Below are 23175 nucleotides of genomic sequence, written 5' to 3'. Positions count from 1 at the left end.
GTCAGGCAGGAGACTGGTGTTCACTGCTTTTATTCCACTTCCCGTGCCAGCTTGACATTCCGCCCCATTTTGCTGGCTATCAACTCGAAATTGAAGGATATTTTACAGGGACGGGATTGGCCCGGCGGCCATCGGCAATCATAGGAAAATGGTCAATCGTCACCGGTGGCCATATATGACCAGCCCCCGGCAGGATGCCAATCAGCGGCACTGCGGAGCGAAGGCGGCAACAGGGGGAAGCCCGGAGAATGCATCCCCCGGCAAGGAAAGGATGCGGGGGATGAGGGGAATGCAGGGATACGGCGGCTGTGCCGGAAGGCGTGGGCGCGCCAAGGCAGGCGGGGAGGATATCAGGCTTTGTGGATATTGAGTTTGGCCATGCGGGCGCGCAACGTGCTCCGATCAAGCCCCAGGATTTCGGCGGCGCTGTTCTGGCCGCTGACTTTCCAGTTGGTCTGTTCAAGCACCCGGAGGATGTAGTTTCTCTCGACCGCTTCCAGGGTGTCTATTCCCGTGGCGAGATACCGGGCCGGTTTTTTCAGTTGATCGGCAAGGTGCAGTTTCGGACCCGACGTGTTGATCACCGCCCGTTCCAATACGTTTTCCAACTCCCGGATATTGCCCGGCCAGCCGTATCCTTGCAGCTCCTTCATGACACCGGAGGAAATATGGGTGATGGTCTTGCCCATCCGTTTGGCAATCTTTTTGACATAAAATTCCACCAGCAGCGGGATGTCATCAAGGCGATCGCGCAGCGGCGGCATGGTGATGGGAAAGATGTTCAGCCGGTACCACAGATCCTCGCGGAAGCCGCCCTTGCGGACCTCCTCCTCCAGATTGCGATTGGTGGCGGCGATGATCCGGACATCGACTTTGATGGTGTGGGAACCGCCCAACCGTTCAAATTCTCCCTCCTGAACCACTCGCAGCAGCTTCGCCTGCAGGTCGAACGGGAGTTCCCCGATTTCATCGAGAAAAAGGGTGGCGCCGTTGGCGATTTCGAAGCGTCCGAGATGCCTGGACTGGGCCCCGGTGAAGGCGCCTTTCTCATGACCGAACAACTCGCTTTCGATCAGGTTGGCGGGGAGCGCGGCGCAGTTGACCTTGACCAGAGGCCTGTTTTTGCGCAGGCTCAGGCTGTGGATGGCCCGGGCGATCAGTTCCTTGCCGGTACCGGTCTCGCCCAGTACCAGGACGGTGGTGTCGCTGCTGGCGATCTGCTCAACTTTATAGAGGACGTATTTGACGCCGTCACTTTGACCGATGATCTGTTCGTGATTCGATTCCAGTTTGATCTCTTCCTGCAGATAGGCCGTTTCCGCTTCCAGCTGGGCCTTCAGCGTCTTGATTTCATCAAGGGCCTGCTCTGCCAGTTCTTTTTTCTTCTCAGCTTCTTCCCTGGCGACGATGAGTTCGGCCGTCCGCTCGGTGACCAGTTCCTCAAGATTTCTTTTCTGGTCTTCGCGCTCGGTCACATCCTCGATCGCCAGGATGATCAGCTCGGGAACGCCTGATTTCCGATAGACCTGCCTGGCGTTCAGGTGCATGATCTTGCGGCCGATGGTCTCGAAGGTGTGTTCCACCTCCAGATCATCGAAGACCGAATTCTGCGGCAGGATTTCTTCCAGCAACTCCCTCAGCTTGGGGATGTTCCATTGCCGGTTGCCAAGATCAAAGATCAACTCCCCTTCGGTCTCCTCCGGCCTGACCTTGAAGGTCTGGTAAAAGGAAAAATTGGCCTTGACCACGTGCAGATCGGGATCAAGGATGACCAGAGGTTCACGGATCGAATCGACGATGTTGCCGAAGACCTTGAGAAGGGTCTGCAACCGTGGTGATCCGACTTCAATTTTCGTGATGATTTTGTCCATTTTTCCAGAGGGCTGATTGTTTTTCATGCGGTAACAGCACGATACGATGCGCAGCGATGTCCAGATATGCCGGGGAAAGGGAGATGATTCATTGTATCACATGGGCCTGCTTTGTTTAAGGGCGTCTTGAAAAATGCCGTCATGCCGGCGCCGACGGGATCAGCGCCGTTGCCGATCCTTCCGCCACCGCAGCACCACCCGCAGTCCTTCCCGGGCGACCCGCTTGCCCTCGAGTTCGCAGGCGATGGCGAAATTCAAGGCGTTGATCACATCGATACTGAGATTGCTGGCACTGGCAAAAGGTTTGGCCGTGAATATCTCCTGGAAGACAGCCCGGAACTCGGCGAGCCGACGTTTGCCGAACAGCTGTTGTAACGATTTCCCCTCAGTTTCTTCGACCTTCAATTCGCCGAGACGCTTGTCGATATACATGATCGTTCGCGGCGTTACCTCGACCCCCAGAATCTCCTGCAGATCGGCGGCGATCGTCGACGCGGCATCGATCCCGGCGAGTTCCTCCCCGGCCAGGGAGGGAGCAGCCGGCGCATCGCCACGGCGGGCCGGCTGCTTATCCTCGGAAGCAGGAGTCCTGACCCGGTTGAACGCCTCCGCCGAACTGCAGAGGTATTCGGCCTGCAGGGCGGCGACCTGGAGGAAGGCGCTCAGGTTGTAGAAACCGGTGTGGATATGCTCCGGCAGCTGTATGCCGCTGCGGCTGCGCATGTACCTGTACTTGTGATCGATCTCGCTCCACGCCTCCTCGAGAATCGTCCGCAGCTGCAGCTCGAACTGGAGGTTGACCAGGTCCGGAGGGGCGCCGGCATTTTCCCCCACCTGCATCCGGTAATGGATGGAGGAGTAGCCGGTATACCGCAGATCCGTTCCTTCAGGGATGAGCTCGCCGAGGTCGAGAGGGAGAACGAAGGTGTTTTTCTGCTCCGGCCCCTTGATGAAACGGATAATTTTTTCCTTGGCCAGCAGATTGAGATACCCCTCTATCTTGCCGACATCGGAGAGGCGCAGGCAGATGATCCTGACACCCAGCAGATCGGGGATTGCGGCCTGGTAATTTTTTTCGGTGATGATCTCCTTGTCGGACGCGACCCTGCTGTTCAGCATATCGATTTTCTCGATCAGCCGTGACTCATCCTTGATCCGATAGATCACCGTATGCAGGCTTTCTTCCGGCGCCGAGGGGTCGTCCTGGATCAGATCGACAATAAACTCGGCCAGGCGCTTATATTTTTCTTTTTCCTTGAGAAAGGAGAGCAGAATCGCCTCTTTCCGGTGCTTCTTCATCTCTTCTTTCTCCTCAGGATGATTCGGGTGCAGGGCGGTATCTTTGCGGTTCAAACAACCTTCGGCACCGCACCGCTCATCACCCGGCAGATGACAGCCCGCAGCACCTCCATCGAATAGGGCTTGTGGAGAAAGGCGTGCGGCTGCTCGACATATTCGCCGTCTATTGCCTGGGCTTCGTCGTAGCCGCTCGACAGGATCGCCGGCAGGCCGGGCCGGATCCGACGGAGGGCGGCGAGGGTGTCCCAGCCGTCCATCCCCGGCATACACAGGTCGGTAAGGACACAGTCGATCCTGCCCGGATCTTTCTCCAGCACGGCTACCGCCTCGTTGCCGCCGGACGCCTCGAGGACGGTAAGCCCGAGATGTTTGAGCAGGGCCCCCGTTATGTCGCGGACGATGGCATCGTCGTCAACCAGCAGCACGGTCCAGCTTGACCCCAGGTCGCACGGTCCTGCCGCAACCTCCGGCTGCCGGGGCACCATGTCCGTGACCAGAGGCAGAAAGACCTGCAGGGTACTTCCCTGGCCAACCGTGCTGGAGACGGCGATCATGCCGTTCCAGGCCTTTGCCAGACCGGTGACGACGGCCAGGCCCAGTCCCCGGCCGGTGAATTTGGTTGAAAAAAACGGATCGAAGATTCTCTCCATCTCCTCCTCGGTCATGCCGCATCCCGAATCCGTCACCTCCAGACAGGCGAAGGTCTCGGCAGCGGTTTGCCAGTCGGTGGGGGCGATGTGAACTTTCGGGATATCCGCTGTCGGGACGGTCCTTGTCACGACCGAAATCCGGCCGGTAGTATCGCCGATAGCCTCCCTGCCGTTGGTGATCAGGTTGGTCAGAATCTGTTGGACCTGGTTGGCGTTGGCAAGAACGACCGGGCCCGGGGAGAGAAAATCGGTCTCGAGGGCAATCGTTGCCGGCAATCCATCCTCCTTGATCACGGGGAGATTGTCGTGACAGAACACCGAGAGATCGAGAGGTTCCAGTCTGGAGGTGCTCTGGCCGAGATAGGTCAGGAGCAGGCTGCTGACCTCTGACGACCGACTGACTGCCCGCATGGCATTGACCAGGTATTGATGGGGCAGGGCATCGCCCTGGGTGTCGGAGATCGTCATCTCCAGGTTGCCCAGGATGACACTCAGCTGGTTGTTGAACAGATGGGCGATCGCCCCGGCCATCCGCTGCAGGCTCTCGGCCTTTTCAATCTGCCGGGTCTGGACTTCAAGTTCGATCTGCCGGCCCTCCGCCTGCTTGCGTTCGGAGATATCGTTCACCACCAGCCTGAACTCGAACGAATTGCGGTCGGCAGGAACTGCGGTGGCTTTCAGGCTCACCCAGAACACGGTGCCGTCGGATTTCTGCATCCGCAATTCGGTGACATGCGGTTCGGGGGATGCCTCGGGGGACGTCGGGGTGGCGCCTTCCTGAGGGGCATCATCGGTGTCGACGAGCTGATGGATCAGCAGGTAGTAGCGGTCCTGGTCCTCCTTGACGATAAACCGGGATATCGGCTGTCTGACCAGCGCGCTTCGGGCCACTCCCAGCAGGGATGATGCGGTGAGATTGGCCTCCTTGATCAGCCCCTTGTCGTTGAGGGCGCAATAGCCGATCGGCGCCAGATCGTACAGATCGAAATAGCGCGCCCGGGCCAGGTCAAGCTCCACCTGGGTCCGGTGCAGTTCCTCGTTCTGCATTTCAAGCTCGATCTGGTGCACCTGCAGTTCATGGAAGGCCGTGCGGATTTCCTCCAGGGACAGGGCTTCGAGGGTTTCCGGCTGCAGGACCTTCTTTTGCCGCAGGATTTTCTCGGCCTGGCGGCGCAGTTCATGCCCGGAGGCGACTGCGGACGGTCCTGCCGCTGCAACGGTGGCGTTCTTTGCTCTGCTGCTGTGTTGTACTTTCCTGGTTCTGCCGGTCATGTCCTGTACCTCGTGGATGTTGTCGAGCGGTCTCTGACTGTGGATCATCCGGCCGACCGGATACGTTGTCCCTTGGATTCCCCCCCCCCGGATGTCTCCAGGCGGGGGGCTGGACGGGCTGGATCGGTTGGCGGAGGGGCGAGCGCATCCGCTCCGAGAGCGGTGGGCTCGATGCGCCTGGTGCCGATCGCTACTGCGGTCCCCCAAGGGGCTGGCCGATCTTTGCCCCCTTCGCCCTCTCCGTTGTCGCGATCGCGTACACCTGGTTGGCTTCATCGATCAGGGCGGTGGACGTCATCAAGACCTCCATGACCATGCCATCCCTGTTGATCCGTTGGGTGCGGTACGGTTCGAGAATCTCCGCCCGGCTCAGTCGATGGATCTGGGCCAGGGTTTCCTCCTGCAGCCGTTCCGGGACCAGGTCGCGGACGTTCATCGCCAGCGCCTCGGCCTCGCTCCAGCCGTACATCCGCACCGCCGCGGGATTCCAGGCGAGGATGCGGCCATCCAGGTCCTGGACGGTGATGGCGTCATGGGCATCCCGCACGACCACGGCCAGTCGCAGCTGCTCGTTGGCCTGGTGCAGCGCGTCCTTCGCTTTCTTGGCCTCGGTGTTGTCGACAAAGGTGATCACCGCCCCTTCGATGATATTGTCGAGGGTACGGTAGGGTTGGATGCGCAGGATGTACCACCGGCCATCGGCGGTCTCCACTTCCACTTCCCTGGTTGTCAGGGAATCCAGCACGGACTGGACGTCCGCCACCAGCTTGTCGTAGCCCACCATGTTGGAGACGATGTGGCTCACCGGCCGGCCGATATCGCTGGAGATCAGGTTGATGATGCCGGTAGCGGTCGGGGTGAAACGCAGGATGCGCAGGCTGTGATCGACAAAGATCGTGGCGATGCCGGTCCCGGCCAGCAGGTTGTTCATGTCGTTGTTGGCCCGTGACAGGTCGCTGACCTTGTTCTGCAGTTCGGTGTTGATCGTGGCCAGTTCCTCGTTGATCGATTGCAGCTCTTCCTTGGACGTCTCCAGTTCCTCATTGGTGGATTGCAGTTCTTCGTTGACGGACTGCATCTCTTCGTTGGTCGATTTGAGTTCCTCGTTGGCGGTCTGGAGATATTCCTCCTTGGCCCACAGCTCCTGCCTGAGCGCAGCGATACGAGCGCTGGCCCGGGTCTCGGAGGAGCTGTCGGGATCAGCCGCCCCCTCTTCGACGTCGCCGGCGGCGGCCAGTCGTGCCTGGGCGGGATCGAAGGAGACCCCTTCTTCGAGAATGACCAGGTAGAGTGACGCCGACAGTGTCGTCGCAGGGTCGACCATTCCACCACCGCCCGAGCTGGAATCGGGACGGGCGGCCAGGGGGCAGATTGTCAGGTTGGTCGGGGTGAAATCGCCGTTGGTCTTGACCAGCAGACCGGTGCGGCGCACCTGGTCCCTGGTTCCCGCGGCCCTGTGCAGGGCGGTGGCCAGTTCGCCGCGCAACCCTTCCCGGGCCATCTTCAGGATATTGTTGACCCCGGCCTCACCCGGGGCCGGTTCCAGATACATGCCGGTGCGGCCGTGGAGATAGAGAATGTCGCCGTGGCCGTTGACCAGGGCCCCGGTTGGGGCGATCTGCCGCAGCAGGGCCTGCTCGGTCAGGTCGCGCAGTGACATTTTTCCCGGCGTGGCGCTGTTACCGATGTTCTTCGGTTGGATCGCGCCGACCGCCGCCCTTGCCGGCAGCAACCGGTCGAAGGTCACGCGCTGCATCCCGTGGAAATCCTCCTGGCGGCGGTACAGTTTCAGTTTGCGGTCGAGGGGCACGAACAGATCGCCGAATTCGCCGACGGTTTCCGAGGTGCCGAGAAAGAGAAACCCGCCCGGGTTCAGCGCGTAATGGAAGAGCGGGATCAGTTTTTTCTGGAGTTCGGCCCCCATGTAAATCAGAAGGTTGCGGCAACTGAGCAGATCGATCCTGGAGAAGGGCGGGTCCTTGATGACGTTCTGTTCGGAAAAGACCAGCATGTCGCGGATGCGTTTATTGATGCGGTAGGCGCTGCCGTCGGTCTCGGCGGTAAAGAAACCGGCCAGCCGCTCGGCGCCGATATCAGCGGCGATGCTGGCCGGATAGAGACCGGTGCGGGCCGTAGCGATCGCCTGGCTGTCGATGTCGGTGGCAAAGATCTGCACGGTATGGCTCCGATGCAGTTTGTCGAGCTGCTCCTGCAGGAGGATGGCGAGTGAAAAGGCCTCTTCGCCGGTGGCGCAGCCGGCTGACCAGACACGGATCAGGCTGCCCGCCGGCCTGTCGGCAAAGAGGGCGGGGATGACCTGTTCCTCGAGTTGCCGGAAGGCCTCCGGATCACGGAAGAAACCGGTGACGCCGATCAGCAGGTCGCGAAACAGCGCTTCGACCTCGGCGGGTTTCTGCTGCAGGTACTGGACGTAGTTGTCTAGCGCTTCAATCTGGTGGATGGCCAACCGTCGTTCGATACGGCGATTGATGGTGTTCGGTTTGTACTGGGAAAAATCGTGGCCGGTCTGGGCGCGCAGCAGGATGAAGATCTTTTTCAGGGCGCCGTCGTTTTTCGAGTCCGGGCGGGGAGCAGCCTGGGCGTTCCTGCCGAAGGCGTGGGCGGCGTAGGCCATGAGTTGAGCCGGCATCTCGGCCGGCAGCAGCTCGTAGTCCACCAGGCCGGTGGCGATGGCGCTGCGCGGCATGCCGTCGTACTCGGTCGAATTCGGCCTCTGGGCCATGGCCATGCCGCCCTCGGCCTTGATATCCCTCAGTCCCTGGGTTCCGTCACTGCCGGTGCCGGAGAGGACGATGCAGATCGCCCGCTCGTGCTGATCCTGGGCCAGCGAGCGGAAAAAGAAGTCGATCGGCATCCGCCGGCCGCGGGGGGCGGAGGGTTCGAGCAACTGCAGGCTGCCGCCCAGAAAGGCCATGTCGCGGTTCGGCGGGATGATGTAAGCGCAGTTGGGTTGCACCGCCATTCCGTCCTCGACCTCGAAGACCTGCATGCTGGTGTAGCGCTTGATGAGATCGGTGAGGATGCTCTTGTGGTCCGGGGCCAGATGCTGCACCAGGACAAAGGCCATGCCGGGAGGGCGGTCGGCCGGCATGCCGGAGAAGAAGGCTTCAAAGGCCGCCAGCCCCCCGGCGGAAGCGCCGATGCCGACGATCGGAAAGTCGGCCCGCGGTTCGGCGAGTTCCTGTACCTCGCCCTTCTGCTCGGCGACTTTTCGGGGTCTGGTATTTGCGGCAACCGGCGTGGTCTTCGTCGCCGGGTCCGGGGTTTTCCTGCGTGCTGTCATGATGGCCTCCATTGCCGATTATCAACTCCTGCGTCGCCTGCATCATATCAGAGCCGGGAACGGCGCGGCCCTCTTTTCCGGCACTTCGCTGCAAAATAAACGATGACAGTCGTGCGCTAATCATCCGGCCCCATGAATATGGAGCTCACAGGTCTTGCGGTAATGGGAGCCGTAGCTGGATAGTGGTATGGCCGTCGGCACCAGTCTCGGCCTGCGACTCAGGGTCCACAGCAGCAGGTGCAAAGCTCAGGGCGCAGGTGAAGGACCGCAAGGTATCGGGAAATCTGGGGGAGACAAGGAGAACGTTCATGGCGTCAGGCTCCCTCCCAGGTGAACCTGCCGGGGGCCGCCACCTTTTTTCGTATCGCGTTGACGGCCTCTATGCCTTCGATATCTGAAACTGTAATAATTTGAATTTTCATGGGTTCGGACAACATGCTCCTGGTCCCGAGCAGGACGCTGAATGTCTCGGACGTCAGATGACGGTTCAGTTGCCGGCGGCTCTGCCATTCCGAAATCAGGCTGAAAACATTTCTGTCTTCGATGTCGCCGAGGATGTCATAACTCAGGCAGCCGGCGTTTATCGGCGGCTCAACCAGCGACAGCAGGGTCAGCAGTACTTCCTTCTGCTTTTCCGGCAGCACATTCATGATAGTCCTGATTATGATTGTCATGTGATAGTATCGACATCCCACACGGAGTTGATCCTTGCGGCTGCCTGGCGACGGCTCCTCCGGCGATCCGGTTGCTCGTGTTGTTCCGGGGGGCTGTCTGTGCAGGCGCCTGTTGCGTTCATTTTTTCCTGGTGCCCATCACCAGCACCACAATGCCGCCGATAAGGGCGATGGCGCCGACAATCGGCGGCAACGGCAGGGTTCTGGTCGTATCCGCCGTCACCTGGAGCGGACCGATATCGACGACCTTTTCGCTGGTCGTGTAGGTGATGCCCTGGTAGGCGAAGGCCGCAACTCCGATGGCAATCAGGATAATGGCAATTAGAAATGGTGTTTTCATCTGGTTCCTCCCCGACCTCGTCAGTCCGGTTGATTGTAATTTGCCGTGCCGGCTTTACGTCGTCCCCGGTTCATGCCGATCAGCATGGCGAGGGCGGCAATCGCCGGCAGCACATGAATAAATCCACCCATCCTGTAACTGCCCATAAAGGCCAGCAGCCACAGGAACACAAGTACCACCGCAGTCATCCACAGCATTCGTTTCTCCTTTCACGTCCACCCCATGCATTCATGGTCCAGACTCCTAACGGCGGCGGGATTTTTCTTCCCGAAAAAAACCGAGGACCTGTTCGGCGACGGCCAGTCCCAGGGTCAGGGTGGAGAGGGTACGGCGCGTTCCCAATCGGATTTCCTGGATCTCGATATCGACCAGGCGACGATGGAGATCGCAACAGATCGACACGCGGTTCTTGGCTTCCCCGATGCTTTTCAGTTCTTGGTCGAGAAACATGTGGCGTCCTTTTTCAGCTCGGCCAGACTCTGGTCAAAGGCCAGCGGTTTTCGCTGCAGATGCCGAAGCAGGGTGAGATACGCTCCCCCCCCTGCCAGCATGCTGACTGCCGCCGCACCAATCATCCCGTACAGGCGCGATTCGAGGGGCAGGATATATATCCCGGCCAGGACCAGAAGCAGCAGCCCGAGCAGGGAAAAGACCACGGCCAGGCAGACCAGCAGCACCGCCTGGATGAAACGGATCTTGGCCTCCCGCAGTTCCAGGGCCAGGAGCTCCAGGCGATCCTGAAGGATCTCGCTCGCTGCCCCGCCGAGGCGGCCTGCTGCACCGGTGATTCCGGAGATGAACATCGGCAGCCGTTCCATGCTATTTCCTGGACATGAACCAGCCGAGGAACAGGCCGGCAATGAAGGTGCCGCCGATGGCGTAGTATGGTTTGACATGGATGTACTTGTCAGCGCTTTCCACCGCCTCCAGCAGCCGGTCTTCCAACTCGCCGACCTCGCCCCTGGTCGCCGCCAACCGTTCCTGCAGCGCCGCTCGCGCCTCTTTGATCCGGTCGTCGACTTCTCCGGAGGTGGCGTCGACCAGTGCGCGGGCATGGTTGATGATGGTCTGCATTTCCTGGCTCATTGCCTTGGCGTTGTCGTGTGTGCTTGCCATGGTGCGGTATCTCCCTTGATGTGGTTTTCAATCGTATCTTTTGTCGGCGTTCAATGTCAGCCTTCGCTGTTCCTGTCCTGAAACCCCGGCACTGGTCCGGAGGCGTCAGGCGAGAAGAACCGGATCTCACACTCCTTCCACTGCTGTATAAAGCAAGCGCTGTGCCAGTACTGAATGACCGGCGGGAATCCGGGCCATCGTTATGATTTTCAGGGATAATTGAACGGCGAAGGGTGGTCCGGACTGCCGTCAGCGGCCGGCCGGAAATGGTCATATTTCACCACTGGTTATATCTGACCCCCTTTCCCGGTGCTGCCGCCGGCAAGGGGTGGCCGGGTGCAGGCCGTGTCGGCCGGAGATGTGGCCCGGCCGGCTGCCGGTGTCCGTCCTTGCATGAAAATTGCAATATAAGGGTGAGGGAAGCGCTTCTCGACAACCTGTCTCTCCGGTTGCACCATCCCTCCCTCAGTCATCCCCCCTGGAACAGTCTGCACGGTTCCTGTCCGGATCCTGCCAGCAGATCAACTTTCCGATAATGGTCGGAGATCCGGATAACGCAGTTTGCTAAAGGATACATGTGGGCTCAGCCGTTCTGATCGGATATTTCACACAGCAGGAGGATGGTCGCGCCGCCCTCCGGGAACTGATACGGCAGGGATACAGCCGTACCGCCCTGGTGCATAAAGACCAGGCCGGCGACCTGCATGTCACCGACCCCTTCCGCCGCCGTCTTGCCTTCAGGGTCGGCGTGGTTGCCTGCCTGTCCGGGGGGGTGGCGGCGCTGGCGCTTCTGGCCCGGTTCGGGCTGTCGTCCCTGCCCCTCCGGGGTCTCGCCGTTTCGCTGGCCCTGGTCCTCGGCTGTGCCGCCATCGGGGCCGTGGCGGCACTGGTCCGGTTGCGGCGCTCCCGCCATGGTGTCGAGTCCGGGATCATCGACGATCACAGCCGCTGGCTGATGCCCGGCGAGTCCGTCCTCATCCTCCAGACACCCGTTGATTCCCTGCAGCGTCCGCTGGCGCTGTTGCGGGAAAGCGGCGAGACCCATCCGGCCCTGTTCGTCATCCATCCCAGGCGCGAGAGGCGGATCAGGGAGCGCGACCGGGCGGTAAACCTGCCTTCGACCCAGATCCAGGAGCATGCCCGGCGCCATGCCGGTGAGCAGGCGGTCGACCCGCAGCCGAATCGTTCCGTCGAACTACTGCAACGGCTCAGGCGGTCGCGCCTGTGGATACGGCAGGTCTGCGCCGATCTCTCCGCTGCCAGCCAACTGGAACAGAAGACCACACCGGCGGCCGACTGGATACTCGACAACGAGTACATCCTCGAAGGCAACACCCGCGATGTCCTGGTCAACCTGCCCCCGAAGTATTACCTGCGCCTGCCGGTCCTGGCCTCGGCCGGCTACCGGGGGCTGCCGTGCATCTACGGCCTGGCCAAGGATCTTGTCGCCCACATCGACCTGCGTCTCGACCGGGACAATGTCCTGGCCTTTATCGAGGCGTACCAGTCGGTGCGCACGCTGACGATCGGCGAACTGTGGGCTATCCCCCAGATGCTGCGCATCGCCCTGATCGAAAACATCCAGAGTTTCGCCGTCACCGCCCTGGAGGACCTGCGCGAACGCCAGCTGGCCGATCTCTGGGCCAACCGGCTGACCGCCGCCAATCGCCGCGGTTCCGACCAGCTCTTTATGATACTGGCGGAACTGGCCAAGGCCGAACCGCAGCCCAGTCCCTATTTCGGGGCCCAGCTGGTCGGTCTGCTCTATGACGAGGCCGCGGCCCTGTCGCCGGTCCAGAGCTGGCTCGAACGAACCTTCAAGGACCCGCTCTACGACCTCATACTGCGGGAGCAGAACCGGCAGACCATAGAACAGCTTTCCTGCGGCAACGCCTTTACCAGTCTGCGCCGACTCGCCCTGCTCGATTGGCGGGAGGTGTTCGAGGACATCAGCCGGGTGGAGCGGATATTGCGCCGCGATCCATCCGGGGTCTATGCCGGGACGGATTTCGCCACCCGCGACCGTTGCCGGCGGGCGATCGAGGAGCTCGCCCTGGCATCAGCCCGCACCGAGGAACAGGTTGCGGAAGAGGTCATCGAACTGGCGAGCCGGGCCGGCGTTGAGGCGGACGGCGATGAAGGTCGCAGCCATGTCGGCACCTGGCTGGTCGGCGCCGGCAGGGCTGAACTGGCCCGGCTGCTGGCCTGCCGCGAGGCCCGCCGGTACCGGTTGCTGGCATGGATCTATCGCCACCACACCGCCTTCTATCTGGCAGCGGTCGGGAGTTTTTCCCTGCTGCTGGCGGTGGCGATTGCGGTCTTCGTCCTCCTCCCCGGGAGCCCTGGCGTCGTCTCGCCCCCTCTCCGCGCCTTACTGGTGCTGCTTCTGCTGATCCCGGTCAGCCAGCTGGCGATCGAGGTCGTCAATTACCTGATCTCGCGCCTGCTGCCGCCCCGGACCTTGCCGAAGATGGATTTCGAGGACAAGGGGATTCCCGACGCCTTCCGCACCCTGGTCGTCGTGCCGATGATGCTGGTGGATGCCGCCACGATCCAATCCGAGGTGGAAAAACTCGAAATCCGCTACCTTGCCAACAAGGAGGCGAACCTGTATTTCAGCCTGTTCGCCGACTACAGCGACGCCCCGACACCCTCCTGCGAAGAGGACAGCCGGCTGCTCGAGATGGCCACGGCACTGCTCTCGGAGCTCAACCGCCGCCATGACGGCGAGCGCTTCTTCCTGTTTCACCGGCCCCGCACCTGGTGCGAATCCGAGCAGCAATTCATCGGCTGGGAACGCAAGCGGGGCAAGCTGGAGGAGCTCAACCGCCTGATTGACGGGACCCGGCCCGAGACCGCCGCCTCCCTGGTCCCGGTCGGCGACCAGCAGCGGCTGGCCGACGTCCGCTTTGTCATCACCCTCGACAGCGATACCCAGCTGCCGCACGGGACCGCCCGGCGACTGGTCGAGACCCTGGCCCACCCCCTCAACCGGCCGCGCTTCGATCCGGCAGGAAACATTGTCGCCGGCACCTACACCATCATCCAGCCGCGGGTGAGTCCGACCCTGGCCAGCACCAGCGTCTCGATCTTCAGCCGGCTGTTTGCCGATGCCATCGGCGTCGACCCCTATACCCAGGCGGTTTCCGATGTCTACCAGGACCTGAGCGGCGAAGGCTCCTACCAGGGCAAGGGGATCTACGACGTCCATGCCTTCAGCCGGCTGCTGTCGGAGCGATTCCCGGAAGGGTGGGTGCTGAGCCACGATCTGATCGAGGGCGCCCATGTCCGGGTCGGGCTGGCCAGCGATATCGAACTGTTCGATGATTTCCCGCAGGGCTACCAGGGCTATTCCAGTCGAACCCATCGCTGGATCCGCGGCGACTGGCAGATCGCCGCCTGGCTGCTGCCATGGGCGCCGCAGTCGGGCGGCGGTTGGGGAACCAATCCGCTGTCGCTGCTCAATCGCTGGAAAATCCTCGACAATCTGCGCCGCAGTCTGCTCCCGGCCGCCAGTCTCGGCCTGTTGCTCCTCTCCTGGTTCATTTCCCCGAGTGTCGGCGCCATAGCCGGCCTGGTGGTCGGTCTGCAGCTCCTGATCCACCCCCTGTCCCTGCCCCTGACGATGGCCACCAGCCGCGGCGGCTTCAAATATTTCGACCTGTCGAAGGTCCTCCACGATCTGCTGCGGGCGACGGCCGATGCCGCGCTGCTGCCGCACCAGGCGGCGGTGGCCATCGATGCGATATGCCGGGTCTGGTACCGGTGCCTGATCTCCCGCCGCGGTCTGCTGGAGTGGAGGGCCCAGGCCACCTTCTGGAGCGCCTCCCGGCGGCAGCCCCTGTTCGTTGCCGGTCTGGCCCTGGCGACACTCTTCAGTGCCGCGGTTGGTCTGACAATCTGGCGCGTTATCCCTGCCAGTATGCCGCAGGCCGCACCGTGGCTCGTTTTGTGGCTGGTGTCACCGCTCCTCGGCTGGCTGCTGAACCTGCCGTCGGGTGAGAGGCGGCGGCTTCAGCCGCTGCCGGCGGAGGACCGCCTGCTGCTCCGCCAGGTGGCCCGCCGGACCTGGCGCTATTTCTCGGCCTTTGTCAGCGCCGACACCTCCTGGCTGCCGCCCGACAACTACCAGGTCTCCCACCAGACCCGCCTGGCGATGCGCACCAGTCCGACCAATATCGGGCTGTGGCTGACCAGCGCCCTCGGGGCCAGTGATTGCGGCTACCTGACGATCAACCAGGTCGTCGACAGGCTGAGTGCCAGCATGGCCAGCATTGCCCGCCTCGAGCGCCACCACGGGCACCTGCTCAACTGGTATGATATCGGCACGTTGGCCCCGCTCGAACCGCGCTACGTCTCCACCGTCGACAGCGGCAATCTGCTCGGTTCCCTGTGGGTCCTCGAACAGGGCCTGGGCGAACTGCTGCACCTGCCGCTTCTCAGCGGCAGGGCCTTCGCCGGTCTGGCCGATACCGGTGAAATCCTCAAGGGTACCCTGGCCCGGTCAGGGGGCGGCGGCGACTGTCTCCCGGCTCTCCAGACCCTGTTGCGCGACTGGCACAGTCCCCCACCCGCCGTCGTTCACCAGCTCGGCCTGCAGCGGCGGCTGGCGATCGACCTGCATACCGTCGTGACGAGCGCGGGGCCGACTCCCTGGGCCGGGGAACTGGCGGAGCAGGGGGCTGCCTGGCAGGTGATCGCGGACCGTTATCTGACCTGGATAAATATCCTGGCCGAGAAAAGCGCCGCGGAGCTGGCCCCGCTGGGGGAAGCGGTCCTTGCCGCCATCCGGCAGGACCTGTCCCGGGCCCCCTCGCTCGCCGATCTGGCCCACGGCCGGATCGAAGCGATAATGATCCTCAGGCAGATCCGGGAGCAGTCCCTGCCGGCCGCGTCACCGCTGCTGCCCTGGCTCGACCGGGTCCTGGCCGCCTTTGCCACCGCCCAATGGCTGGCCGGCGAAACCCTGGCGCTGGCCGAACGGCTGATCATGGATGTCCGTGAGCTGTCAGCCGGCATGGACATGCGTTTTCTCTACGAGCCCAAACGCAAGCTGTTCTCCATCGGCTACAACGTCTCGATCAACCGGCTGGACGGCTCCAATTACGACCTGCTGGCCAGCGAGGCCCGGCTCGGCAGTTTCCTCGCCATCGCCCGGGGGGATGTGCCCATGGAGCACTGGTTCTCTATGAGCCGGCCCTACGGCGCCGTCGGCCGGCGCCGCGTGCTGCTCAGCTGGACCGGGACCATGTTCGAATACCTGATGCCGCTGCTGTTCCAGCGCTCCTTCGACCATTCGCTCCTCGACAAGGCGGCCGGGGAAGCGGTGGCGGTGCAGATTGCGTACGGCCGCAGCCATCGCGTGCCGTGGGGCATTTCCGAATCGGCCTTTGCCGACCTCGACCTGGAGAAGACCTATCAGTACAAGGCCTTCGGCGTACCGATCCTCGGCCTCAAACGCGGCCTCGAGGAAAAGCTCGTGGTCGCTCCCTATGCCACCCTGCTGGCCCTGAATGTCGCCCCGATCGAGGCCGTGCAGAACCTCAAGCGACTGGCGGGCCTGGGCATGCTGGCGGAGTACGGCTATTTCGAGGCGATGGATTTCAGCCGCCAGGCCCAGCGTGATCCTGCCGCCCGGGATCTCAAGCGCGGGGTGATCATCGAGGCCTACATGGCCCATCACCAGGGCATGGCCTTTTTGGCCCTGACCAACTTCCTGCATGACAACCCGTTTCCCCGCCGCTTCCACAGCGATCCGCGGGTGCGGGCCTTCGAGGCCCTGCTGCAGGAGCGCATCCCGACCCTGCCGCCGCTGCACCTGATCTCGACCCGGCGCAGCGAGCCGGTGCTGTTGAGCGGAGATCTGATCGCCCCGACGGCGAGCACCTTTACCACCCCGCATACGACCACGCCGATGACCCTGTTGCTGTCCAACGGTCGCTATGATCTGATGATCACCAACAGCGGCGGCGGCTACAGCGGTTGGAAAGGTCGGGAGATCAGCCGCTGGCGGGCCGACCAGACCTGCGATGCCATGGGGACCTTCTGCTATCTCCATGAACGGGAAGGGGATTGTCTGTGGTCCGCCGCCTATCATCCGGTCGGCGGCAGGCCTGAAAGGTATGCGGTCGATTTCAACCTCGACCGGGCGATCTTCCGTCGCAGCGATAACGGCATCGATACCGAAACAGAGGTCAGCGTCTCGCCGGAAGACGATGTCGAGGTGCGCCGGATTACCCTGGTGAATCACTCCAGCCGCAGCCGTCATCTCAGCCTCACCAGCTACATCGAGCTGGCGATGGCCGCCCACAACGCCGATCGCCAGCACCCGGCCTTCAACAAGCTGTTCATCGAGACCGAGGCGCTTGCCGACAGTCAGGTGCTCCTCGCCTCCCGGCGACCGCGGAGTGAAGACGATCCGCCGCTGTATGTCGCCCACCGCCTTACCTCCGGTCCCGCCGCCACGAGTTCCGTGGTTATGGAGGGGTGGCAGTTCGAGACCGACCGGGCCCGGTTTATCGGCCGTGGGCGGAACCTGACCCGGCCGATGGGGGCGGTACAGGAGCTCGGTAACAGCCAGGGGTTCGTCCTTGATCCGATTCTCAGCCTGCGGCAGGATCTGACCCTGGAACCGGGGCAGCGGCTCCAGGTCTCCCTGGTGCTTGCCGCCGGGACCGACCGCGAGGCGGTTCTCCTGCTGATGGACAAGTACAGCGATCCCCATGCCGCCGGGCGGGCCATGGATTTCGCCTGGCACTCGGCCCAGCAGCAGCTGCAGATGCTGCGCATCCAGCCCGACGAGGCCCGTCGCTTCCAGCAGCTGGCCAGTCACCTGCTGTTCCCCAACGCCCTGCTCCGGGCCTCCGCCAGACGTCTGGAAGACAACCGCAAGGGGCAGGCCGGCCTGTGGCCGTACGGCATCTCGGGCGATCTGCCCATCGTCCTGATCACCATCGGCGAGCCGCGGGAGGTCACCCTGGTCCGCCAGGTCCTCCAGGCCCGCACCTTCTGGCAGATGCATGGGCTGTCGGTCGATCTGGTGATCCTCAACGAGGAGGCCGGGGGCTATCAACAGCCGCTCCAGGAAAGGCTGGAACAGCTGCTCCAGGTCCATTCCCTGACCGCCGCAACCGACCGGGGCGGGGCGGTCTTCCTGAAGAGCGCAAACCAGATCCCGGAGGATGACCTGAAGCTGCTCAGGGCTGCCGCCAGTGTCGTTCTGATCGCGGCCCGCGGGACATTGCCCCAGCAGCTGCGGGTGCCGGTCGAAGCCACCGAGCCGCTGGTGAAAATGGCGAGGAAACGGGCTGTCATGGAACCTTCGGCGCCGCTGCCCTTCATGGAGCTGGCATATTTCAACAGCCTCGGCGGTTTCACCCCGGACGGGCGGGAATACGCGATCTATCTCGGTCCCGATACCAACACCCCGGCGCCATGGGTCAACGTCATCGCCAACCCGAACTTCGGGACCATGGTCAGTGAAACCGGGGCCGGCTTCACCTGGTACGGCAACAGCCAGCGTAACCGCCTGACCGGCTGGTCCAACGACCCGGTCCTCGACCCGGCCTCGGAAGCCCTCTACCTCCGCGACGAGGACAGCGGCATCTTCTGGTCGCCGACCGCGGCGCCGATCCGTGAGCCAACGGCCTATCGGGCCCGGCATGGGGCAGGGTACTCCGCCTTCGAACATAACAGCCATGGCATCGAACAGGAGCTGACGGTCTTTGTTCCCGTCGATGACAGCGGCGGACAACCGGTCAAGCTGCAGCGTCTGCAGCTGACCAACGCAACCCGGAGAAGGCGGAGGATCTCGGTTACCTGGTATGTCGAATTGACCTTGGGCGAAAACCGCGAGACCTCCCGGATGCACGTCATTACCCGCCGGGATGAAGAGACCCGGGCCCTTTTCGCCCACAATCGCTACCACCCGGACTATGGCGAGCGGGTGACGTTTGTCGCCATGACTCCGCCGCCCGAGTCGTACGGCGGCGACCGCACCTCCTTCATCGGCCGCAACCGCTCGCTGGCGCAGCCGATCGCGATGGAACTGCCCCGGTTGTCGCAGCGGATCGGCGCCGGGCTTGACCCCTGTGCCGCACTCCGGGTGGCGATCGAACTGGCGCCCGGTGAACGCCGTGATATCGTGTGCATGCTGGGGCAGGCCGAGTCGGCTGGCCAGGCCCGGGATCTGGTGCTCGGCTTCCACGACGAGCATGCGGTGGAGGATGCTCTCGACCGGACCAGGGTCTGGTGGGATGATCTGCTGGGGACGGTCGAGGTCCATACCCCCGAACTGGCCGCCGATCTCCTGATCAACCGCTGGCTGCGCTACCAGTCCCTGAGCAGCCGCATCTGGGGCCGCTCCGGTTTTTACCAGTCAAGCGGCGCCTATGGTTTCCGCGATCAGCTCCAGGATAGCATGGCCTTCTGCATCACCAGGCCCGGCCTGGCCCGGGAACAGATCCTGCTGGCCGCCGGCCGCCAGTTCCAGGAGGGGGATGTCCAGCACTGGTGGCATCCGCCGGGCGGCGCCGGGATCCGTTCCCGCATCTCCGACGACCTGCTGTGGCTGCCGTTTGTGACCGCCCACTACGTCCGGACCACCGGCGATGCGGCGATCCTGGACACGGAAATTCCCTTCCTGCATGCCCCGGTGCTGGCCGCTGACGAGCATGAGCAGTACGCCCTGCCGGAGGTCTCCTCCGACCGGGGTACACTGTTTGAGCACTGTCGGCGGGCGGTGGCTTGGGGTCAGACGGCGGGGGCCCACGGTCTGCCGCTGATCGGCACCGGCGACTGGAATGACGGCATGAACCTGGTCGGGGCCGAGGGGAAGGGGGAGAGCGTCTGGCTGGCCTGGTTCCTCTGCGATGTGCTGCAGGGAATGGGTGAACTGGCCGACATCCTTCGGCAACCGGAGATGGGCCGGGGCTACCGGGACGACAGGGTGATGCTGCTCCAGCGGATCGAACAGGCCGGCTGGGACGGCGAGTGGTATCTGCGGGGGACCTTTGACGATGGCAGCCCGCTCGGCTCGGCCGCCTGCACCGAGGCCCGAATCGATTCCCTGCCCCAGTCGTGGGCCTGGTTGACCGGGGCGGCGGAACCGGCCCGGGCCGCCCGGGCCCTGGAATCGGTCTGGCGCCATCTCGTCTGTGAAGATGACGGTCTGGTGCTGCTCTTCACCCCTCCCTTCGACACCGCCGAGCCCTCACCGGGCTATATCAAGGGCTATCCCCCGGGAGTCCGGGAAAATGGCGGACAGTACACCCACGCCGCCCTGTGGCTGGCCATGGCCATGGCCCGCAGCGGCGACGGGGGGCGGGCGGTGCAGCTGCTGCGGATGCTCAACCCGATCGAGCACGCCCGCGATGCGGCGGCGGCCTGGCGATACGGCATCGAACCGTACGTGGTGGCGGCCGACGTCTACCGTCTGCCCGGCAGGATCGGCCAGGGGGGGTGGTCCTGGTACACCGGCTCGGCGGCATGGATGTATCGGGCCTGGGTCGAAGAGGTCCTGGGGGTGCAGGTGCGTGGCGACCAGCTGCGGATCGATCCGGTCATCCCGGCAGGCTGGCCTGGTTTCAGCATGAGCTATCGTCATGGTGAAGCAGTCTATGCGATCGAGGTCGAGAACCCGGACGGCTGCGAACACGGGGTGGCCTGGATTGAGATCGATGGCCAGCGTCGTGCCGGTGATCTGGTCTCGCTGGAGCGGCACTCAGTCAAACATCGGGTGCGGGTGCGAATGGGAATTGCCGAAGGGCCATGACGACTCGGCCTGATCCGGCCGGGGGAAGAGCCCATGGGGCAGAAAAACGTGCAGCCTCGGCAAACCTTAGCGGGCCGTGGCCCGGCCTTCGATCGCCTTCGCCAGCGTGTGCTTGTCGGCGTATTTGATATCCATGCCCATCGGGATGCCGCAGGCCAGTCGGGTCAGCAGGATCGGCGCCCCCTGGAGGCGGTCGATCAGGTAGGAGGCGGTCGCCTCTCCGGGCACGGTCGAACTGGTGGCGATCAGCACCTCCCTGACGGCCCCGCTGGCCACCCGGGCCAGCAGTTCCCGGACCTTGATCTCCTCGGGACCGATGCCGTCAAGCGGTGACAGCACCCCGTGAAGGATATGGTAGTGGCCGCGGTAGGATCCGGTCTTCTCGACCGCCATCAGGTCGCCGGGCTGTTCGACGACGCAGACGATCTCGCCGTTGCGTTTGGGGTCGGCGCAGATGGCGCAGGGATCGGATTCGGAAAAGGTGAAGCAGCAGGAGCAGAGCTGGATCGCGCTGTGCAGGGCGGTAAGCGACGCGGCCAGCTCAATGGCCTGCGCGGCCGGCCGCCTGAGGATATTGAGGGCGAGCCTGGTGGCGGTTTTCCGGCCGATACCCGGCAATCGGGAAAGATTTTCGATGAGCCTGTCTAAGGCAGGAGGGACGACCTGCATGGTAGGGATCGCGGAGGTTCAGATGAAATTCGTCAGTCCGGGGATATTGACGCCGTGGGTGAGCTGGCCCATGGCATTCTTCCCCGCTTCCTTGGCCTTGCGCAGGCCGTCGTTCATGGCGGCGGTGATCAGATCCTGAAGCAGTTCGGCCTCATCCGGGGCAAGCAGCTGTTTTTCGATGGTCACGGAAACGACCTCCCCCAGGCCGGTGACCCTGGCCTGCACCATCCCGCCGCCGGCGGAGCCGGTGATAACGGTCTTGGCCAGGTCCTCCTGGATCTTGGCAATCCTGCCTTGCATCTCCTGGGCCTGCTGCATGATACTCTTGATATCCATGAATGTTGTTCCGGCGGTCTGTTGTTTGATTAACGGCTTTGCTGGCCGATCCGTATGTCTCCGACCTGTCCCCTGAAGATCTCGGCAGTCATGATGACCAGCGGATCGCCGGCGAGCTGCTGCCGCTTGGACTGGGGGGTTTCGGCGGCGGCGTCGTCGGCGTTGTCCTGCTGATCGGGGACGATAAACAGAATCTTGATCTCCTTCTGGAAAAAATCAAGGGCATATTCGGTCAGCAGCCGGCGGTTGTCCTTGCGGCGCAGGAAGGCGCAATTGGCCGGGTCGTTGTAATGGAGGCGGACCTCCTTGTCGACCTGGCGGACCGAGTCCGCGCGCTGCAGGTCCTGGGCCATCCATACCTTGTGGCCGTGGACATACTTGACGAAGTCGAGCCAGTCGCGGCGGATATCCTTCTCGTGGGGCCGGACCTCGATCGGGGTCGCGGCTGGTGGCGATGGGGGCACGTCGCCAGGCGAGCTGTCGCCTGCAGGTGCTGCGACCGGAGGTGGCGGGGGTGGAGCTGCCTGAACCGCATCCGGGCCGACCTCCGGCTGTGGTGGAGCGGGCGCGGGTTCGGGTGCGGCGACCGGGGCCGACGGGGCGACGGCGGGCGCTTGCCGGGCAATGTCCGGCGGGGGCGAGGAGGCTGCGGCCGGGGGAGCTGTTGCCGGCTGTGGCGGAGCTTCCGCAGCCGCGGGTTCATGGCCCAGCAGCTGCTCGAGGTGGCCGAGCAGGGTGGTGACGGCCACGACATTGCCCGCCTCGATGATCTTGAGGAAGGATATTTCCAGGGCCAGGCGGGGCTGACTGGAGTGGCGGATCTCCTCGACCGCCTGCATCAGCAGATTCAACTTCTGGTGCAGGGTTTCGAGGGTGTATCTGTGCGCCGTTTCCTGGAAGGTGGCGAGTTCTTCGCCGGGCAGGTCGAGAAGTTGGTCGCAGCCCGGGATCTTGCACAGGATCAGGGTGCGGAAATAGTCCATCAGGTCGGCGGAGAACCGCTTGATATCGAGCCCGTAGGCATAGATCTCGTCCAGCGTCGTGAGGGCGGCGCTCCGGTCGCCGTCGAGCAGGGCGGCCGTCAACCGCATCAGGGCCTGACGATCGACCAGTCCCAGGACCTCGATGACGTCTTCGGTACGGATCAGCTGCTCGCCGAACGAGAAGACCTGGTCGAGCAGGCTCAGCCCGTCCCGGACCGAGCCTTCGGCCTCGCGGACGATCAGGGCCAGTGCCGCCGCTTCGATCTCGAAGCCTTCCGCTTCCGCCAGTCTGCGGAAGTGGGCGGACAATTCGGCGGCCGGTACCCGCTTCAGCTCGTACTGCTGGCAGCGGGAGAGGATCGTGACCGGGATCTTGTGCAGCTCGGTGGTGGCGAACATGAAGTAAACATGGGCCGGCGGCTCCTCGAGGGTCTTCAGCAGGGCGTTGAAGGCCTCGGTGGTCAGCATGTGCACTTCATCGATGATGATGATCTTGAAGCGCGAGGAGGTCGGCAGAAAACGTATCCGGTCCTTCAGTTCCCGGATTTCCTGGATGCCCCGGTTCGAGGCGCCGTCGATTTCATGGAGATCGAGGGAGTTGCCGGCGGTGATCTCGAGGCAGGAGCGGCAGCGGTTGCAGGGGGGCTGATCGGTCTCGCCTTCGCAGTTGACCGCCTTGGCCATCAGGCGGGCCAGGGTCGTCTTGCCGACGCCGCGAACTCCGGAAAAGAGGATGGCGTGGGCAACCCGGCCACGGCTCAGGCTGTTTTGCAGCGTCTTGACGACCGGGCGTTGGCCGACAACCTCGGCGAAGGTCTGGGGGCGTGATTTTCTGGCGAGGACGAGATAGGACATGCGGTACCGTGGCCCGGGGTGGGGAGGACTCGCA

General features: G+C 63.2%; 14 protein-coding genes. 1 reads left to right on the top strand and 13 read right to left on the bottom strand.

Annotation, left to right across the window (positions count from 1 at the left end):
- Positions 1 to 350: 350 nt before the first annotated feature.
- The 10 genes from HNQ81_RS13565 to HNQ81_RS13520 all read right to left on the bottom strand — a co-directional run bounded on the left by HNQ81_RS13565 (position 351) and on the right by HNQ81_RS13520 (position 10526).
- A complete protein-coding gene (locus HNQ81_RS13565; protein WP_183351844.1) occupies positions 351 to 1871 on the bottom strand; it encodes a sigma 54-interacting transcriptional regulator in 1521 nt (506 codons plus the stop codon).
- A 159-nt stretch (positions 1872 to 2030) separates the two neighbouring features.
- Complete coding sequence (locus tag HNQ81_RS13560) at positions 2031 to 3170, bottom strand: RelA/SpoT domain-containing protein (protein WP_183351843.1); 1140 nt, start codon at positions 3168 to 3170, stop codon at positions 2031 to 2033.
- A 50-nt stretch (positions 3171 to 3220) separates the two neighbouring features.
- Positions 3221 to 5140, bottom strand: a complete 1920-nt coding sequence (locus tag HNQ81_RS13555; RefSeq protein WP_183351842.1) for a hybrid sensor histidine kinase/response regulator — start codon at positions 5138 to 5140, stop codon at positions 3221 to 3223.
- Between the two features lie 142 nt (positions 5141 to 5282).
- Positions 5283 to 8396, bottom strand: a complete 3114-nt coding sequence (locus tag HNQ81_RS13550) for a chemotaxis protein CheB (RefSeq protein ID WP_183351841.1) — start codon at positions 8394 to 8396, stop codon at positions 5283 to 5285.
- 314 nt (positions 8397 to 8710) lie between these two features.
- The gene (locus HNQ81_RS13545) at positions 8711 to 9070 is read right to left on the bottom strand and encodes a putative quinol monooxygenase (protein ID WP_183351840.1); all 360 of its coding nucleotides are present in this window, start codon (positions 9068 to 9070) and stop codon (positions 8711 to 8713) included.
- Positions 9071 to 9188: 118 nt separating this feature from the next.
- Complete coding sequence (locus HNQ81_RS13540; RefSeq protein WP_183351839.1) at positions 9189 to 9410, bottom strand: DUF3185 domain-containing protein; 222 nt, start codon at positions 9408 to 9410, stop codon at positions 9189 to 9191.
- Between the two features lie 20 nt (positions 9411 to 9430).
- Positions 9431 to 9607, bottom strand: coding sequence for a lmo0937 family membrane protein (locus tag HNQ81_RS13535; protein ID WP_183351838.1), 177 nt, complete (start codon positions 9605 to 9607; stop codon positions 9431 to 9433).
- A gap of 46 nt (positions 9608 to 9653) precedes the next feature.
- The gene (locus tag HNQ81_RS13530) at positions 9654 to 9860 is read right to left on the bottom strand and encodes a hypothetical protein (protein ID WP_183351837.1); all 207 of its coding nucleotides are present in this window, start codon (positions 9858 to 9860) and stop codon (positions 9654 to 9656) included.
- A complete protein-coding gene (locus HNQ81_RS13525; protein WP_183351836.1) occupies positions 9839 to 10228 on the bottom strand; it encodes a phage holin family protein in 390 nt (129 codons plus the stop codon). The genes HNQ81_RS13530 and HNQ81_RS13525 overlap by 22 nt, the downstream gene beginning before the upstream one ends.
- A 1-nt stretch (position 10229) precedes the next feature.
- Positions 10230 to 10526, bottom strand: a complete 297-nt coding sequence (locus HNQ81_RS13520; RefSeq protein WP_183351835.1) for an ElaB/YgaM/YqjD family protein — start codon at positions 10524 to 10526, stop codon at positions 10230 to 10232.
- A 577-nt stretch (positions 10527 to 11103) separates the two neighbouring features.
- Between HNQ81_RS13520 and HNQ81_RS13515 the strand changes: the two genes are divergently transcribed.
- A complete protein-coding gene (locus HNQ81_RS13515; protein ID WP_183351834.1) occupies positions 11104 to 20298 on the top strand; it encodes a GH36-type glycosyl hydrolase domain-containing protein in 9195 nt (3064 codons plus the stop codon).
- Positions 20299 to 20364: 66 nt separating this feature from the next.
- Here HNQ81_RS13515 and recR read toward each other — a convergent pair whose 3' ends face one another.
- Genes recR through dnaX form a run of 3 tightly spaced genes read right to left on the bottom strand, consistent with a single transcriptional unit; the run spans position 20365 to position 23141 of the window.
- Positions 20365 to 20967, bottom strand: coding sequence for a recombination mediator RecR (gene recR, locus HNQ81_RS13510; RefSeq protein WP_183351833.1), 603 nt, complete (start codon positions 20965 to 20967; stop codon positions 20365 to 20367).
- A gap of 18 nt (positions 20968 to 20985) precedes the next feature.
- Positions 20986 to 21303 (bottom strand): YbaB/EbfC family nucleoid-associated protein, encoded by a 318-nt coding sequence (locus HNQ81_RS13505; protein WP_183351832.1) that lies wholly within the window; start codon positions 21301 to 21303, stop codon positions 20986 to 20988.
- Positions 21304 to 21332: 29 nt separating this feature from the next.
- Positions 21333 to 23141 carry a DNA polymerase III subunit gamma/tau gene (gene dnaX, locus HNQ81_RS13500; RefSeq protein WP_183351831.1) on the bottom strand — a complete coding sequence of 603 codons (1809 nt, stop codon included), beginning with the start codon at positions 23139 to 23141 and terminating at the stop codon, positions 21333 to 21335.
- Positions 23142 to 23175 lie beyond the last annotated feature (34 nt).

Source organism: Desulfoprunum benzoelyticum (genome assembly GCF_014201505.1).
GTDB lineage: Bacteria > Desulfobacterota > Desulfobulbia > Desulfobulbales > Desulfocapsaceae > Desulfoprunum > Desulfoprunum benzoelyticum.
This window is presented reverse-complemented; position numbering and strand designations above follow the sequence as displayed.

Excerpts from the sequence above, each read along its gene's own strand:
- HNQ81_RS13530 (WP_183351837.1), bottom strand. The coding sequence starts at position 9,860 with ATGTTTCTCGACCAAGAACTGAAAAGCATCGGGGAAGCCAAGAACCGC.
- recR (WP_183351833.1), bottom strand. The coding sequence starts at position 20,967 with ATGCAGGTCGTCCCTCCTGCCTTAGACAGGCTCATCGAAAATCTTTCC.
- HNQ81_RS13520 (WP_183351835.1), bottom strand. The coding sequence starts at position 10,526 with ATGGCAAGCACACACGACAACGCCAAGGCAATGAGCCAGGAAATGCAG.
- HNQ81_RS13560 (WP_183351843.1), bottom strand. The coding sequence starts at position 3,170 with ATGAAGAAGCACCGGAAAGAGGCGATTCTGCTCTCCTTTCTCAAGGAA.
- dnaX (WP_183351831.1), bottom strand. The coding sequence starts at position 23,141 with ATGTCCTATCTCGTCCTCGCCAGAAAATCACGCCCCCAGACCTTCGCC.
- HNQ81_RS13525 (WP_183351836.1), bottom strand. The coding sequence starts at position 10,228 with ATGGAACGGCTGCCGATGTTCATCTCCGGAATCACCGGTGCAGCAGGC.
- HNQ81_RS13505 (WP_183351832.1), bottom strand. The coding sequence starts at position 21,303 with ATGGATATCAAGAGTATCATGCAGCAGGCCCAGGAGATGCAAGGCAGG.
- HNQ81_RS13535 (WP_183351838.1), bottom strand. The coding sequence starts at position 9,607 with ATGCTGTGGATGACTGCGGTGGTACTTGTGTTCCTGTGGCTGCTGGCC.
- HNQ81_RS13565 (WP_183351844.1), bottom strand. The coding sequence starts at position 1,871 with ATGGACAAAATCATCACGAAAATTGAAGTCGGATCACCACGGTTGCAG.
- HNQ81_RS13545 (WP_183351840.1), bottom strand. The coding sequence starts at position 9,070 with ATGACAATCATAATCAGGACTATCATGAATGTGCTGCCGGAAAAGCAG.
- HNQ81_RS13555 (WP_183351842.1), bottom strand. The coding sequence starts at position 5,140 with ATGATCCACAGTCAGAGACCGCTCGACAACATCCACGAGGTACAGGAC.
- HNQ81_RS13540 (WP_183351839.1), bottom strand. The coding sequence starts at position 9,410 with ATGAAAACACCATTTCTAATTGCCATTATCCTGATTGCCATCGGAGTT.
- HNQ81_RS13550 (WP_183351841.1), bottom strand. The coding sequence starts at position 8,396 with ATGACAGCACGCAGGAAAACCCCGGACCCGGCGACGAAGACCACGCCG.